Annotated in this window: 11 protein-coding genes; 4 read left to right on the forward strand and 7 right to left on the reverse strand. The window is 63.3% G+C overall.

The genetic code is table 11. The features are described from left to right. Nucleotides 1–2: 2 nt before the first annotated feature. From PSV33_RS18375 to PSV33_RS18385, 3 genes are read left to right on the forward strand one after another with little or no spacing between them, the layout of a single operon-like run. Nucleotides 3–1,229, forward strand: a complete 1,227-nt coding sequence (locus PSV33_RS18375) for a branched-chain amino acid ABC transporter permease (protein WP_300563983.1) — start codon at nucleotides 3–5, stop codon at nucleotides 1,227–1,229. An 11-nt stretch (nucleotides 1,230–1,240) separates the two neighbouring features. After that, nucleotides 1,241–1,996, forward strand: coding sequence for an ABC transporter ATP-binding protein (locus tag PSV33_RS18380; RefSeq protein WP_300563985.1), 756 nt, complete (start codon nucleotides 1,241–1,243; stop codon nucleotides 1,994–1,996). Continuing rightward, entirely contained in the window at nucleotides 1,993–2,754 is a 762-nt protein-coding gene (locus PSV33_RS18385; RefSeq protein ID WP_300563986.1) for an ABC transporter ATP-binding protein, read from the forward strand. Before PSV33_RS18380 ends, PSV33_RS18385 begins: the two co-directional genes overlap by 4 nt. A 117-nt stretch (nucleotides 2,755–2,871) precedes the next feature. Here PSV33_RS18385 and PSV33_RS18390 read toward each other — a convergent pair whose 3' ends face one another. Together PSV33_RS18390 and uvrA are read right to left on the reverse strand one after the other, a co-directional pair. Beyond that, the gene (locus PSV33_RS18390; protein ID WP_300563987.1) at nucleotides 2,872–3,708 is read right to left on the reverse strand and encodes a DUF4399 domain-containing protein; all 837 of its coding nucleotides are present in this window, start codon (nucleotides 3,706–3,708) and stop codon (nucleotides 2,872–2,874) included. Between the two features lie 120 nt (nucleotides 3,709–3,828). Then, nucleotides 3,829–9,705, reverse strand: coding sequence for an excinuclease ABC subunit UvrA (gene uvrA, locus PSV33_RS18395; protein WP_300563988.1), 5,877 nt, complete (start codon nucleotides 9,703–9,705; stop codon nucleotides 3,829–3,831). Nucleotides 9,706–9,886: 181 nt separating this feature from the next. Here uvrA and PSV33_RS18400 point away from each other — a divergent pair, with 181 nt between their 5' ends. Continuing rightward, nucleotides 9,887–10,999, forward strand: coding sequence for an ABC transporter substrate-binding protein (locus PSV33_RS18400; protein ID WP_300563989.1), 1,113 nt, complete (start codon nucleotides 9,887–9,889; stop codon nucleotides 10,997–10,999). Between the two features lie 16 nt (nucleotides 11,000–11,015). Here PSV33_RS18400 and PSV33_RS18405 read toward each other — a convergent pair whose 3' ends face one another. From PSV33_RS18405 to PSV33_RS18425, 5 genes are all read right to left on the reverse strand, one after another. Next, nucleotides 11,016–11,483, reverse strand: a complete 468-nt coding sequence (locus PSV33_RS18405; RefSeq protein ID WP_300563991.1) for a hypothetical protein — start codon at nucleotides 11,481–11,483, stop codon at nucleotides 11,016–11,018. A 26-nt stretch (nucleotides 11,484–11,509) separates the two neighbouring features. Next, nucleotides 11,510–11,689, reverse strand: coding sequence for a hypothetical protein (locus tag PSV33_RS18410; RefSeq protein WP_300563993.1), 180 nt, complete (start codon nucleotides 11,687–11,689; stop codon nucleotides 11,510–11,512). A gap of 109 nt (nucleotides 11,690–11,798) precedes the next feature. After that, nucleotides 11,799–13,457, reverse strand: coding sequence for an MFS transporter (locus PSV33_RS18415; RefSeq protein WP_300563995.1), 1,659 nt, complete (start codon nucleotides 13,455–13,457; stop codon nucleotides 11,799–11,801). Nucleotides 13,458–13,637: 180 nt separating this feature from the next. Further along, nucleotides 13,638–14,279, reverse strand: a complete 642-nt coding sequence (locus PSV33_RS18420) for a 2-hydroxychromene-2-carboxylate isomerase (protein ID WP_300563997.1) — start codon at nucleotides 14,277–14,279, stop codon at nucleotides 13,638–13,640. 40 nt (nucleotides 14,280–14,319) lie between these two features. Beyond that, nucleotides 14,320–15,075: a YbaK/EbsC family protein gene (locus tag PSV33_RS18425; protein ID WP_300563999.1), complete on the reverse strand. Its 756-nt coding sequence runs from the start codon at nucleotides 15,073–15,075 to the stop codon at nucleotides 14,320–14,322. Nucleotides 15,076–15,101: the final 26 nt, after the last annotated feature.

Genomic DNA, 15,101 nt, shown 5'->3' on the forward strand with positions numbered 1-15,101 from the left:
CCATGATAAAAACCACCGCCCGCAAAGACCTTTTTCTGTTCCTCGCATTCAGCGCCGCCGTGCTTGCCATGCCCTGGTGGCTGGCACCGCTGGGGGCGGGTTACCCCGACCTGTTACAGCGCTTTGCCATTTATGGCATCTTCGCCATCGGTTTCAACCTGCTGTTCGGGCTGACCGGTTATCTCTCGTTCGGGCATGCGGCGTTTCTGGGCGTCGGCTCGTACACCGCGGTCTGGTCGTTCAAGCTGCTGAGCATGAACGTTCTGCCGGCGATCGCCCTGTCCGTTTTGACGGCAGGTGTGTTCGCTCTTGTCATCGGTTACCTTTGTTTGCGCCGCTCGGGCATCTACTTTTCCATTCTCACCCTGGCGTTTGCGCAAATGGCCTACAGCCTGGCCTATTCCGTCCTGACACCGATCACCAACGGCGAAACCGGGCTGAAAGTCGAGCGCCAGGATCCACGCATTCTTGACCACATGTTCGGCTCTGCGGGGTCCGGCATTCCGACCCCGGAGCTGTTTGGCATTCACATGGCGGGCTATACGGGCTTTTACTTCTGCGCGGTACTGCTGATCATCGGTTTCTATATCTCGATGCGTATCACACGCTCGCCGTTCGGACTCATGCTCAAGGCGGTCAAGTCAAACCAGAATCGCCTCAAGTACACGGGGGTCAACACACGCCCGTATGCACTTGCCGCGTTCGTGATCTCCGGACTGTTCGCCGGGCTGGCCGGGGCCCTGCTCGCAGTGACCGATCCGCTGGCCGGCGCCGAACGCATGCAATGGACGGCATCGGGTGAGGTTGTGCTGATGACTATCCTGGGAGGCGCAGGCACCTTGCTCGGGCCCGTGATCGGCACGGTCATCATCAAGTACCTGGAGAACATCTTCTCGTCGTTCAGTGCCCAGACGCTGCATGGCTTCTTCGGCTTTTTACCCGATGGGCTGGAGAACGTGGTGGTCAGCATCGTCGGCCTGTTCGTCGGCAGCGGCTGGAACCTGACCCTGGGGCTGGTGTTCATGGTTCTGGTCATTTTCCTGCCCGGTGGCGTGATCGAGGGCATCAGCCGCCTGACCGCGCTGGTCACACGACGCCGCCCGCAGGGCCCAGGTGCCTCGAAAACCGGAACCGCCCCCAATGCGGCCCCGGCGCCCTCCCATCCACCCGGTGGGCCATCCCCGGCCATCGTTCCCGCCACCGGCGTTGCCGGTGCGACCGCTGACTGAAACTCAACCCCATGGCCATACTTCACATTCAAGGCGTCAGCAAGAATTTCTCGGGGCTGAAGGCCCTCAACGACGTCAACCTCGCCGTAGAGGAAGGCAGCGTGCATGCCATCATCGGTCCGAACGGTGCCGGCAAGTCCACCCTCCTCAATTGTCTGGTGGGGCGGCTGACGCCCGACACCGGATCTGTGGCTTTCGACGGACGTTCGCTGATCGGGCTGAAGCCGCACGAGATCAACCAGGCGGGTGTGGTCCGCGTGTTCCAGACCCCCGAAATATTTGGCGACCTGAGTCTGATCGAGAATGTGCTGATCCCGACGTTTGCGCGGCGCGATGGCGCTTTTGCCGTGAACGCCTGGTCGCGCACGGACAGCCACCATGCGGTGCGCGAGCGCGCCGAGCATCTGCTCCATGAGGTGGGCCTGGTCTCCCAGCGGCATACGATTGCCAGCACGCTGTCGCGGGGCGACAAACGCCGACTTGAACTTGCCATGTGCCTGGTGCAGGATCCCAAGTTGTTGCTGCTCGACGAACCCACCGCCGGCATGTCACGCGCCGACACCAACAACACAATCGATCTTCTGCATCGCATCGGCGCCGGCCGTGTCACGAAAATCATCATCGAGCACGACATGCATGTCGTGTTCTCACTGGCCAGCCGTATCAGCGTGATGGCACAGGGCACGGTTATCGCCGAGGGCGAGCCGGCCGCCATCAAGGGCGATCCGCGTGTGCAGGAAGCCTACCTCGGAGGAGCCCATCTGTGATTGAAACCACCCTAGCGTCCCGGCATGAAGCAGTTCGTGCGGCAAACGCGCCCCCGGCTTATTTTTCGTGCCGAAATATTCATGCCTATTACGGCCAGAGTTATGTCGTGCAGGGCGTGAGCTTTGATATCGCCGAAGGTGAAATCGTCGCCCTGCTCGGCCGCAATGGCGCCGGCAAGACATCCACCATGCGCGCCATCGCGCGGCTCGACGACCCACAACTCAACAGTGGCGAGATCTGGCTCGCCGGACAACCCCTGCACCTCAAGAGCGCCTGGCAGGCCGCGCGACTGGGCGTGGGTCTGGTGCCGGAGGACCGTCGCATCATCGCCGGCCTGACGGTAGAGGAAAACCTTCAACTGGCGCAGATCGAAAAGCCCGTGGGATGGTCACTTGAGCGGATCTACGGTCATTTTCCGCGACTGGCGGAGCGTCGCAAGCAGGAAGCGGTGACGCTGTCAGGCGGGGAGCAGCAAATGCTGGCCGTGGCGCGCGCGCTGGCGCGCGACGTGAAACTGCTGCTGCTCGACGAGCCCTACGAAGGTCTGGCCCCTGTCATCGTGCACGAGATCGAAAAAATCCTTGAGGAAGTCAAGGCGCTGGGCTTTACCATCGTGATCGTCGAACAAAACGCCATTGCTGCCCTGCACCTGTCGGATCGCGCCCTGATCCTGGACATGGGGGAAATTGTTTTTGACGGCTCCGCGCGCGAGGTGATCGACAACGTCGAGTTGCGTCACCAGTATCTCGCCATCTGACGTCGACCTGCTCTCGGGGCGGATGTCCGGGGCCGCCCAACCGGTGGACGTGGCCAACATCCGCCGCCTGGAAGCCGGGCCGGCCACCAGCAGCGCTACATCACCAACAATCCCGATTCAGCGCGCAGCGACCGACAGCGCCGATGGCCTGGCCGCGCTGAGCACCTTGCCATCTGCCGCATTGCTGACCATTTCCAGCCGTGCGATGTAGTCGCCCGCGGGTGGGTTGAGCCAGGTTTCTGTCTGTCCGCCGGTGAAGTTGAGCACCTCCGGCTTGCGCCCGGCACGCTCCATGGTCAGCCTGAAATGCCCGGTGTCCGCGACTTTGGAGGCTGCGTGCGACACGTTGTAGCCGCTGGCATGGAACTGGACCCGGAACGGGCCCTTGACGGTTTCACGGTCAGCCGGACTGAGCAGTTCCACACGTGGCGGCCCCTGCACTGCCGCCGCTGTCACAACCTTGTTCTGCTTGCTGACGGTCAGATGAAGTGGCTTGCTGTACACAAAATACGGGATGTGTCCCTGGTCAGCCAGCAGCAAGCGGAACTGGTATTTGCCGGGTGGCAGGTTGACAGGCATTTCCATCTGCCCCTTGCCGAAGTGGATGTACTGGTCTGTGAAAGGCAGCGGTTTCTTGAAGTCGAGCGGCAAGTCCTGGTTCACCAGCAAATGGTGGTGGCCGGCACGCCCGGCGGTTTTGCCCGCAGGCACCAGCCCGCGCATGGACAGGCCAAACCGCGCAACAAATGGTGCTTCATAGGTGCCGCCATCCTGCAGATTGGTGAAGTAGGTTTCAGCGCCGCGCGGCGATGGCACCTCCCAGGGATGAAAAACGGCTTCTGCCTCGTCCGTCGGCGAGGCCACACTCTGCGCGGCAACCGGCATGGCGAGGGCCAGCAGCAGGGCCGAGAGCGAAAAACAGGACATGCGGCGGTTCAGGGAGTTCAGGATCATGGGGTTTGTCGTCAAATTGGAACGAACAGTAAAGATATTACTGTTCGGTAATTTTATAGCCGCAACATTCTTTGTTCGTGCCCTCGCCCTGTAGCCCGACGGTTTTGCGGGTCTTTCCCCCTAACGGGCCAGTACCGCTGCCAGCGCCTTCCCGGTTGCCGTGCCCAGACCGACGACCTGCTCCGGCGTCGTGGCCGCGACCACCTGGCCGCCAGCGTTGCCGCCGTCCGGGCCCAGGTCGATGACCCAGTCGGCCTCGGCGATCACATCGAGGTCGTGTTCGATCACCACCACGCTGTGCCCACCATTGACCAGCCGGTGCAACACATGGATCAGTTTCTCGACATCGGCCATGTGCAGGCCCACGGTCGGTTCGTCCAGCACGTACAGCGTGTGCGGCGCCTTCTGGCCGCGCCGGGTGATGTCGTCGCGAACCCGGGACAACTCGGTCACCAGCTTGATGCGCTGCGCCTCGCCACCGGACAGCGTTGGCGACGGTTGTCCCAGCGTCAGGTAACCCAGGCCCACGTCTTTCAGCAGTTGCAGGGGGTGGGCGATGGCCGGCATGGAGGCAAAAAACGTCACGGCTTCATCGACCTCCATAGTCAACACGTCGCCGATGTTTTTGCCGCGCCAGGTCACGGCCTGGGTTTCGGGGTTGAAACGGGCGCCGTGGCAGGTCTCGCAGAGCACCTTCACGTCGGGCAGAAAACTCATGCCGATGGTGCGCACGCCAGCACCTTCGCAGGTCGGGCAGCGGCCTTCGCCGGTGTTGAAACTGAAACGCCCGGCGCCGTAACCGCGCGCCTTGGCTTCCAGCGTGTCGGCGAACAGCTTGCGCACCGTGTCCCAGAAACCGATGTAGGTGGCCGGGCAGGAGCGCGGCGTCTTGCCGATCGGCGTCTGGTCGACTTCAAGCACGCGGTCCACCGCGGCATACCCCTCGATGGCTTCGCAGCCGGTCCAGGCGGGGTGTTTGCCGGCATCGTCCGCTTCACGCCCCGCGCGGGTCGAACGTAGCGCCACGCCGGCCTGCACATTGGCCAGCAGCACATCACGCGCCAGGGTCGATTTGCCCGAACCCGAGACCCCGGTCACCGCCACCAGCCGGTACAGCGGGACCTTGACCGAGACATTCTTGAGGTTGTGCAGGTCGGCCCCGACCACGGTGAGCCAGGAAGTGTAAGGACTGGCTGCCGCCGGCGCGGCATTGTGCAGCGCGCTGGCGCTGGCAGCCGCGGCTTTCAGCGCCTGGGCCTTCAGCGCCGCGGCCTTCTGCTTGCCGACCGGCTTGGCGCCGGCAGCGACGGGCAGGGCCAACACCTCGGCGGGTGCAGCCCCGCTGCGCGTCTCGCGCCGTGTCTGCAGCGGGTGAATCAGCGGATTGGCCAGGTAACGCCCGGTCAGCGAATCGGGCAAGGTCGCCAGGTGCGCCGCCGTGCCCTGCCCCACGAGCTGTCCGCCGCGCTTGCCGGCGCCGGGCCCGATGTCGATGATATTGTCGGCGCGGCGAATCGTGTCTTCGTCATGCTCAACCACCACCAGGGTATTGCCACGTTCGCTGAGTTTGCCTAAAGCGCGCAGCAGAATCTGGTTGTCGCGCGGGTGCAGACCGATGGTCGGCTCGTCCAGCACATAACAGACGCCCTGCAGGTTGGAGCCCAGCTGCGCTGCGAGCCGGATACGCTGGGCCTCGCCACCTGACAGCGTCGGGGCGCCGCGGTCCAGCGTCAGATAACCCAGGCCCACGTCTTCCAGGAACTCGAGCCGGCTCCTGATCTCGGGAATCAGGTCGCGGGCAATGCCGGCTTCGCGGCCAAGCAGTGCCAGTTTTTCGACCCAGGCGCGCACGTCCGTGACCGACAGCGCGGCGATATCGGCAATGCCCACCCCCGCAAACTTCACCGCGCGCGCCTGCGCGTTCAGGCGGGAGCCGGCGCAGGTCGGGCAGACAGCGTCCAGCACCTCATCCACATCCGCTTCGACAAAACTCTGCTCGCGGCCCTTGTTGTCATCGTCACGCACCGAATCGTCGAAGACCTTGCGTTGCTCCTTCGTCAGCCTGACGCCGGTGCCAACGCAGTCCGGGCACCAGCCGTGTTTGCTGTTGTAGCTGAACAGGCGCGGGTCCAGCTCCGGATACGAAGTGGCGCAGACCGGGCAGGCCCGCTTGGTGGACGAAGCCTGCAGCGTGCCGATCTGCCGGGTCGATGTACCCGCAACCATCGCGCCGCGCAGTCCGTCCAGCGGCGCCAGCACATGCACCACGCCCTTGCCGTGCTCCAGCGCCGTGGCCAGTGCCTGACGCAAGGCGGCCTCGTTGGCGGGAGTCACGTGGATGTCGGCAATCGGCAGCTCCACCGTGTGTTCCTTGAAGCGGTCGATGCGCGGAAAACCGGTGGTCGGCAGAAATTCGCCGTCCACGCGCAAATGGGTGTAGCCGCGTGGCCGCGCCCAGTCGGCCAGTTCGGTGTAGACGCCCTTGCGGTTGATCACCAGCGGCGCCAGCAGCCCGATGTGCTGGCCGCGGTGCGCCTTGAGCAGTTGCGCGGCAATGCTTTCCGCACTTTGCGGCATCACCGCCGCCCCGTCTTTGGTGCAGTGCTGGATGCCGAGCTTGACGTAGAGCAGTCGCAGGAAGTGCCAGACCTCGGTGGTCGTGCCCACGGTGGACTTGCGCCCGCCGCGCGAGAGCCGCTGCTCGATCGCCACCGTCGGCGGAATGCCGTAAACCGCATCAACCTCGGGCCGGCCCGCCGGCTGCACGATGCTGCGCGCGTAGGCGTTGAGCGATTCCAGGTACCGCCGCTGACCCTCGTTGAACAAAATGTCGAACGCCAGCGTGGACTTTCCGGAGCCCGACACGCCGGTGACCACATTGAACTGGCCGCGAGGAATGTTGACCGACAGGCTCTTGAGGTTGTGCTCTTTGGCGTTGACGATCTGGATCAGGTTGGAAAACGCCGGTTTTGTCGTCCAGACCTTGGCACGGGCTTCCTCGACGCCATGCACCTGGCCCATGGCCGCTTCGTACTCACGCAGTGCCAGCGCGGTGTGCGAGGTCGGGTGCTGGCGCACTTCCTCGGGCGTCCCCTGGGCCACCAGCAGGCCGCCGGCTTCGCCGCCCTCGGGGCCGAGGTCGATCAGCCAGTCAGCCGAGCGGATCACGTCAAGGTTGTGCTCGATGATGATCAGCGAGTGGCCGACGTCCAGCAGCTTGCGCAGCGCACGCATGAGTTTGGCAATGTCGTCGAAGTGCAGGCCGGTGGTTGGCTCGTCGAACAGGAACAGTGTGCCGCGGTTGATGTTTTTCAGCGCCAGCGGCTGGCGGCTGGCGCTCGCCGTTTTCGACGCGCCAGCCAGGAAGCCGGCCAGCTTGAGGCGCTGCGCCTCGCCGCCCGAAAGCGTCGGCACCGGCTGGCCCAGTTTCACGTATTCCAGGCCCACATCGACAATCGGCTGAAGCGCGCGTATCACCTCGCGGTCCTGCGCAAACAGCGCGCAGGCTTCGCTGACCGTCAGGTCCAGCACATCGGACACATTCATCAGACGTGCGCGTACGTCGCCAATCGCCTTGCGTTCAATTGTCACTTCCAGGATCTCGGCCCGGTAACGCTTGCCGTCGCAGTCGGGGCAGCGCAAGTACACGTCGCTCAGGAACTGCATCTCCACATGTTCAAAACCCGAGCCGCCGCAAGTCGGGCAGCGCCCGTCGCCGTTGTTGAAGCTGAACTTGGACGCGGTGTAGCTGCGCTGGCGCGCCAGCGGCGCCTGCGCAAACAGTTCGCGCACCGCGTCCCAGGCGCCGACATAGCTGGCGGGGTTGGAACGCGCGGTCTTGCCGATGGGCGACTGGTCGACAAACACCACATCAGTCAGGTAGTCGGCGCCCATCAGCCGGTCGTGTTGGCCGGGCGTTTCCGTGGCCTTGCCGAACTGGCGCAGCAGTGCCGGCGCCAGGATGTCCTGCATCAAGGTCGATTTGCCCGAGCCGCTGACGCCAGTCACGCAGACCAGGCGCTGCAGCGGAAATTCCACCGTGAGGTTCTTCAGGTTATGGTCGCGCGCACCCTCCAGGATCAGGCGCGGCGTGTTGTCGGTGACCGGCCGCTTGAAACCCATGCCGACCTGCTTGCGCGAACCGAGGTAGGCGCCCGTCAGGGTGTCAGCGTGCTTGAGGTCTTCCGGCGTGCCGTCAAACACGATCTGGCCACCCTTCTCGCCCGGACCGGGCCCCATGTCGATCATGCGGTCGGCGGCCATCATCACGGCAGGGTCGTGCTCGACCACTACCAGCGTGTTGCCGGCATCGCGCAGACGATGCATGGCCTGGGTGATGCGGTTCATGTCGCGCGGGTGCAGGCCGATCGACGGCTCGTCCAGCACAAACAGGGTGTTGACCAGCGAGGTGCCCAGCGCCGTCGTCAGGTTGATGCGCTGCACCTCGCCGCCCGACAGGGTTCGGCTTTGCCGGTCCAGCGTCAGGTAACCGATGCCAACGTCGCTGAGGTATTTGAGCCGGGTGTGGATTTCCTCGAACAGCGACTTGAGCGCTTTGAACTCGGCATCCGGCGCGCTGCCGTCCTGCAGTGCGGTCGGGGCCAGCCCGTTGAAAAATTCGCGCAGCCGGTCGATCGGCAGCTGCATCAGGTCGTGCAGGCTCAGACCCGGCAGGGCCTCGAGCTGAGCGCGGGTCCAGTCCACACCGACCGGCATGAAACGTTTGGCCGGCGGCAGCGCCGCATCGGCATCCGCCTTGGAGCCCAGGCGCCACAGCAGCGCCTCGAGCTTCAGCCGTGCGCCGCCGCAGGTTTCGCAGGGGGTGTAACTGCGGTACTTGGACAGCAGCACCCGGATGTGCATCTTATAGGCTTTGCTTTCCAGGTAGGCAAAAAAGCGCTTGATGCCGAACCAGTGCTGGTTCCACTTCCCGTTCCAGTTCGGCGAGCCGTTGATGACCCAGGCCTGCTGCTCGGGTGTGAGTTTGTACCAGGGCGTGTCACGCGGGATGCCGGCCGTCTCGGCATGGCGCATCAGGTCGTCCTGCGCTTCTTTCCAGGCAGGCGTCTGCATGGTCTTGATCGCGCCCGATCGGAGGGTCAGCTTGTCGTTTGGGATCACCAGGCCATAGTCGACACCGATCACGCGGCCGAAACCGCGGCAGGTGTCGCAGGCGCCCATGGCCGAGTTGAAGGAGAACAGCGAAGGAGTCGGCTCGCTGTAGCGCAGGTCGCTGTCGGGGCAATGCAGGCCGGTGGAAAACCGCCACATCTGTTCGGCGCCTCCTTCCTCTGCCGCTTGAACATACACATTGAGGCGGCCGCCGCGTTTGAGTGCCAGCTCGATGGCCTCCACCACACGCGACTTTTCAGCAGCATGCAGCCTGAACCGGTCAGCCACCACATCCAGCAGTTTGTGCGGACCGGCGGGCGTCGCCACCTCGCGTTCTGCATGCACACGCGTGAAACCGCTGGCCGACAGCCACTGCGACACTTCCTCGGCGCTGGTATTGCCGGGCAGTTCCACCGGGAAAGTCATCACCACCCTGGGGTCACCTGCTGCCGTACGCCCCATCAGTTCCGTGTAAATCGACTCCGGCGTGTCGTGGCGCACCGCCTGCGCGGTCTTTTTGTCGAATAGCTGCGCCGCGCGTGCATACAAAAGTTTTAAATGGTCGTTGAGTTCGGTCATCGTGCCCACGGTGGATCGCGAACTGCGCACCGGATTGGTCTGGTCGATGGCAATCGCCGGTGGCACCCCTTCGACCTTGTCCACCGCCGGTTTGTCCATGCGGTCCAGGAACTGCCGTGCATAGGCCGAAAAGGTTTCCACATAACGGCGCTGGCCTTCGGCAAACAGTGTGTCAAACACCAGCGAGGACTTGCCGGACCCACTGGGGCCGGTGACCACCGTCATTTCCCCCGTGCGGATATCCAGATCAATGTTTTTGAGGTTGTGCTGTCGCGCGCCGCGAATGCGGATGGTTCCCTGGGTCATGGGTGGGAGGCTTTCCTTGTAGGTCAAACATTCTAGGCAGCGCCCGTGCGAATCAGCGGCGTAGGGTTATGCCGCCCGCCGGCCCAGTGCGCCCGCCCGTCTGCTGGTTATCCCGCCCGTAGTTTCCACACGGAATTCATCACATCGACAGCGTAAACTCGACCGCCCAAGGAGATATGACATGAAAACGCTGAATTTCTGGTGCGCCGCCCTTTTGCTCGCGGCCGTGAGCCACGCCAGCCAGGCACAAATCCTGATCGGGCAAACCGCAGGCTTTACCGGCCCCGTGGGCGCTGGCGTGAAGGAAACCACCGAAGGTGCCAAACTTTATATTGATGCCGTCAACGCCAAGGGGGGTGTCAACGGACAGAAGATTGAACTCATCTCGCTCGACGACAAGTTCGATCCCAAGCTGGCCGGCGAAAACGCCCGCAAGCTGATTGAAGAAAATAATGTCCTGGCGCTGTTCCTGACCCGTGGCACGCCCCACACCGAAGCCATGCTTCCCCTGCTCGACAAATACGGCGTACCGCTGGTCGGTCCGTCCACCGGCGCGATGGTGCTGCACCAGCCAGTCAAGAAACATGTGTTCAACGTGCGCGCTACCTACCAGCGTGAAGCCGAAAAAGCGGTCAGCCACCTGAACTCGATGGGCATCACGCGCATCGGCGTGGTTTATGCCGACGACAGCTTCGGCGCCGACGGCGTGGCGGGCGCACAAAAAGGTTTCACTGCCGCCAAACTGCAGCCGGCGCTGCTGGAAAAATTCAACCGCAGCAAGCCCGACTTCGGGCCGATCGTGCCCAAGCTTGTCCAGTCCAATGCACAGGCCATCATCATGGTGGCATCCGGCCAGGCGGTGGTCGACGGCATGAAGGCTTTTCGCGCCGCCGGCTCGGCCGCGCAGATCGTGACACTGTCCAACAATGCATCGAGCGGCTTCATCAAAAGCCTGGGCGACAATGCGCGCGGCGTGATCGTGACCCAGGTCTTTCCTTATGAACGCTCCATCGCCTACGGCATGGTCAAGGAAGCCCAGGAGATGGCCAAGGCCAAGGGGGTGGGCGATATCAGTCCGGCCATGCTCGAAGGCTTTGCGGCTGCCAAGGTTCTTGTCGAAGGTTTGCGACGCGCCGGCGCCAAACCCACGCGCGAAAAAATCCAGGCTGCCCTGGAAGGCATACGCAAGTTCGATATCGGCGGGCTGGAAGTGAACTACTCCACCGAGGACCACACCGGACTCGATTTCGCCGATCTGTCCATCATCGGCACGGACGGGAAATTCAGGCGCTAGAAACTCCCGGGGGCCCTCAGCCCTTGAGGGCCTGTTCCAGCTCACGGCACTTGCCGGGCCCGACGGCCTCCTTGATTTTGGGAAACAAGGCGAGCAGGGCCTCGACATCTGCCGCGCCTTCGACGGCCAGGTTCAACCTGAACCCCCTGAGCCCCAGCGCACCCGTCAACTGAGCTGCGAGGGGGTAGGCCTTCTTGTAGCGGTCATTGCCGGCATCGCTGGCCTCCTGGCGGGTCACCAGGGCGGCCGCATGCGCGGTCACTGCTGCAGCCTCTTCGACTGACTGCTGGCTGGGCGCGAGAAATCCCAGCTCCACGAGCTGCACCAGCTCCGTCGATGTGACACCCAGGCCAGCGGTCGCCTCCAGCACCTGCGGAAGGGAACGTTTGCCGTCAAACAGGATGAAGGCCGAGCGCTGTCTCGGCGTGAGCAAGGACCGGTCTTTGAAGGCCTGCTGCCCGGCCTCGGTCTTGGCATAAATCATGGCGCTGCTCCGGTGCAGAGGTCGGGCTACCGCGCAGGGGCGGGTGCGGCAGATGCGGCGGCTGAAGCAGCCGATGCCGGCGGCGGGGCTTCCTGCGTGGCCTCGGCGCCATGCTTTTCGCCCCCCATGTCAATGTCTCCGCCCTTGCTCAGGATGAAGATCGCCAGCCCGGCAAAGGCCACAAAGGCGAGTGCAATTTTCCACATGTCATTTCTCCAGAAAAAAAACCCCCGGCGATGCGGGGGTTTTCAGAAAACTTGTTCGGTGGTGCTGCCCGGTCACCGGACATAACCTCCAGGCTGTTGTTACCGGCGATCAGTCGTCAGCATAGATGTCGACGTCCTTGGTTTCCTTGATGAACAAGGTGCCAATCACGACGGTCATGCCGGCAATGATGATCGGATACCACAAGCCGTTGTACATGTTGCCGGTCTGCGCCACGATGGCAAAAGCCGTGGTGGGCAGCAAGCCGCCAAACCAGCCGTTGCCGATGTGGTACGGCAGGCTCATGGAGGTATAGCGGATGCGCGTGGGGAACAGTTCCACCAGCATGGCTGCGATCGGGCCATAAACCATGGTCACCAGCAACACCAGGTAAGTCAGAATGGCGATCACCATGAACTTGTCCACCTTGGCCGGATCGGCCTTGGTCGGGTAACCGGCAGCCTTCAGGTCGTCGGCAACCAGCTTCTTGAAAGCCGCGTCCTTTTTCTTGGCTTCGTCCGCCGGCAGGCCTTTGGAGGAATAGCTGGAGATGACGGTTTCGCCAATCTTGATGGTGGCGGGTACGCCAGCGGTACCAGGTGCGTTCTCATAACTCACCGATGCCCCGGCGAGGACCTGCTTGGCGATGTCGCAGGAGCTGGTGAACTTCGCCGTGCCGGTCGGGTTGAACTGGAACGAACATTCGCTGGCGTCAGCGGTCACCACGACCTTGTTTTTGGCCTGCGCGGCAGCAAGCTCAGGGTTGGCAGCTTTGGTCAGCGCGGTAAACACCGGGAAGTAGGTCAGCGCGGCCAGCAGGCAACCGGCCAGGATGATGGGCTTGCGGCCAATCTTGTCTGACAGGGAGCCGAACACAACGAAGAAAGGCGTGCCGATCAGCAGCGAAACAGCGACAAAAATGTTGGCAGTGGCGCCATCCACCTTGAGCGATTGCGTCAGGAAGAACAGTGCATAGAACTGGCCCGAATACCAGACCACGGCCTGGCCGGCGGTCAAGCCGATCAGCGCCAGGATGACAATCTTCAGGTTTTTCCACTGGCCGAAAGATTCCGACAGGGGTGCCTTGGAGGTCTTGCCCTCGGCCTTCATTTTGGTGAAGGCCGGCGACTCGTTCATGCTCAGGCGAATCCAGACGGAAACACCCAGCAGCAGGATGGACACCAGGAAAGGAACGCGCCAGCCCCAGTCGGCAAAGGTCGCCTCGCCGAGCACTGTACGCGTGCCGAGAATCACCATCAGCGACAGGAACAGGCCCAGCGTGGCCGTGGTCTGGATCCACGAGGTATAGGCGCCGCGCTTGCCGTGCGGCGAGTGTTCTGCCACATACACGGCGGCACCGCCGTATTCACCGCCAAGCGCCAGGCCCTGCAGCATGCGCAGCGCAATCAGGATCACGGGCGCCGCAACGCCGATGGTCGCGTAGTTGGGCAGGAGGCCGACGATGAAGGTCGACAGGCCCATGATCAGGATGGTGATCAGAAAGGTGTATTTGCGACCAATCATGTCGCCGAGACGCCCGAACACCAGCGCGCCGAATGGACGCACGATGAAACCGGCAGCAAACGCAAGCAGGGCAAAAATGAAGGCCGAGCCTTCATCGAGTCCGCTGAAGAACTGCTTGGCAATGATGGCTGCCAATGAACCGTAGAGGTAAAAGTCATACCACTCGAAAACAGTACCGAGTGACGAGGCGAAGATGACTTTCTTCTCCTCGGCGCTCATCGGCCTGGGGGCGGCTGCAGTTGCCATGATGTTGTCTCCAATGATTGAATGCCCCCGACATGAGGGTTGTGGAGATTATTTTTGGAGACACTGACCCTGCTCTGACGCGAAACCAACAGGAGCTTGCGCCAAACTTATCGACCACTGACAAGTCAAGGGAAAACCCCCGGGCGAATTTTCGGTATGCGGAGAATGCCGGGTAAGCAGCTATTTCGGGCGCAGGGCACCCGTCGCAAGCTGACTGGCCGCGTCCCAGTCAGTCCCGTCAAACCAGGCGTCGCCGAGCAGAAAAGCGCGCAGCATCGGCAGCGCATCCAGACCCCAGAACAGCCTGCCGTCCACCGCGAACGCGGGCACACCAAACACACCCTGCGCGATGGCCTCGTCGCTGTGCGCCTGCAACTGGGCCTTCACGTCTGCACCATCGAGGGCACGTTGCGGCGCCAGTGAGGCCGCCAGTGCAGCGAGCCGCTGCGGATCAGCCGCCTCCAGGCCGGTCTGCCACACATGGCGGAACAGGGCTTCGCAAACATACCGGTTGGGCGTGCCGTGTGCATCGCAGGCCACGGCCAGGCGCAGCAAGCCCAGCGGGTTGAAGGGGTGACTGGCCGGCAGTTGCAGCTTGATGCCGTGCTGGTGGGCCAGCCACGACACCTGGCGGTAAGTCCACTCACGTTTGCCGGGGATTTCTGCGGGGCCGAGCTGGCCGTGGTGTTTGAGCAGGCCGGCAAACAGCAGCGGCTTGTAGGTCACGCTGTAGCTGAGCCCCTTCAGGGCCTCCGGCAGCTTCTCGAAGGCCAGCCAGGCATAGGGCGAGATGAAGTCGAGGTAGAAGGTGATGTGTTTCATGGCACGCGCGCCGGGATGGAGGTAGGGAGGACGGGATCCGTCAGGCCTGCAACGCAGCCATGCGCTGCTCGATCAGGGTCCAGACCGCGCGCTTGCCGGCATCCGTCGCCCCGCTCCAGCCGGCAATTTCGTCGCGGGTGCGAAAGCACCCCTCACACCAGCCGCTGACCGCGTCCATGCGGCACACCGAGATGCAAGGCGAAGGAAGGTTTTCGGTCTCACCCCTTATTTCACGGGCGCGGGCTGCTACCAGAAAAATAGCGCGTTGTTGCGCAACCTGTTCCTGCACCGGGTCCACCGCCACGTCGGCCACGGGCGCGCCGGTGAGGGCGACGAGATCCTGCGGGCTCAGTCTGAACACGCCATGCGGGTGGCCGGCCGCCGCCCAGACCTCTTCAAAACGAAACAGGCTCTGGTCGATCAGCGTGACCGGCGGCGTCGCATGCGACAGCGGCGAAACGCCGCCTATCGAAAAACCGGTGCGGGTCTTGACGAACTCTGCATCCGCGCGGCCCAGCCGTTTGCCATCGGGACAGACCAGGGCTTCGACCTTGCGCTCGTCGACACGCTGGTCGCCGGCGGTGATGACCAGCACCGCCGCATCGTCGGACTTGCGGCGAAAGATGATGCTTTTGGCGATCTGGCCCAGCGCGATGCCCAGGGCATCGGCCGCCTGCTGCGCGGTGCGCGCCGCGTCGTCCAGCATCACCGGCATGTGCGGGTGGCCCTTGGCCTGCAGTTCCGCGGCGACGCGCTGCACGCCTTCCGGCAACACCTTCAATTCGGAACCACACACTTTACAGGCCTCCACGTTCGCTGCGT

Origin of the sequence: Polaromonas sp., from assembly GCF_029945895.1 — a bacterium.
Classification (GTDB): Bacteria; Pseudomonadota; Gammaproteobacteria; order Burkholderiales; family Burkholderiaceae_C; genus Polaromonas.

Excerpts from the sequence above, each read along its gene's own strand:
- PSV33_RS18420 (WP_300563997.1), bottom strand. The coding sequence starts at position 14,279 with ATGAAACACATCACCTTCTACCTCGACTTCATCTCGCCCTATGCCTGG.
- PSV33_RS18405 (WP_300563991.1), bottom strand. The coding sequence starts at position 11,483 with ATGATTTATGCCAAGACCGAGGCCGGGCAGCAGGCCTTCAAAGACCGG.
- PSV33_RS18375 (WP_300563983.1), top strand. The coding sequence starts at position 3 with ATGATAAAAACCACCGCCCGCAAAGACCTTTTTCTGTTCCTCGCATTC.
- PSV33_RS18415 (WP_300563995.1), bottom strand. The coding sequence starts at position 13,457 with ATGGCAACTGCAGCCGCCCCCAGGCCGATGAGCGCCGAGGAGAAGAAA.
- uvrA (WP_300563988.1), bottom strand. The coding sequence starts at position 9,705 with ATGACCCAGGGAACCATCCGCATTCGCGGCGCGCGACAGCACAACCTC.
- PSV33_RS18400 (WP_300563989.1), top strand. The coding sequence starts at position 9,887 with ATGAAAACGCTGAATTTCTGGTGCGCCGCCCTTTTGCTCGCGGCCGTG.
- PSV33_RS18390 (WP_300563987.1), bottom strand. The coding sequence starts at position 3,708 with ATGATCCTGAACTCCCTGAACCGCCGCATGTCCTGTTTTTCGCTCTCG.
- PSV33_RS18380 (WP_300563985.1), top strand. The coding sequence starts at position 1,241 with ATGGCCATACTTCACATTCAAGGCGTCAGCAAGAATTTCTCGGGGCTG.
- PSV33_RS18410 (WP_300563993.1), bottom strand. The coding sequence starts at position 11,689 with ATGTGGAAAATTGCACTCGCCTTTGTGGCCTTTGCCGGGCTGGCGATC.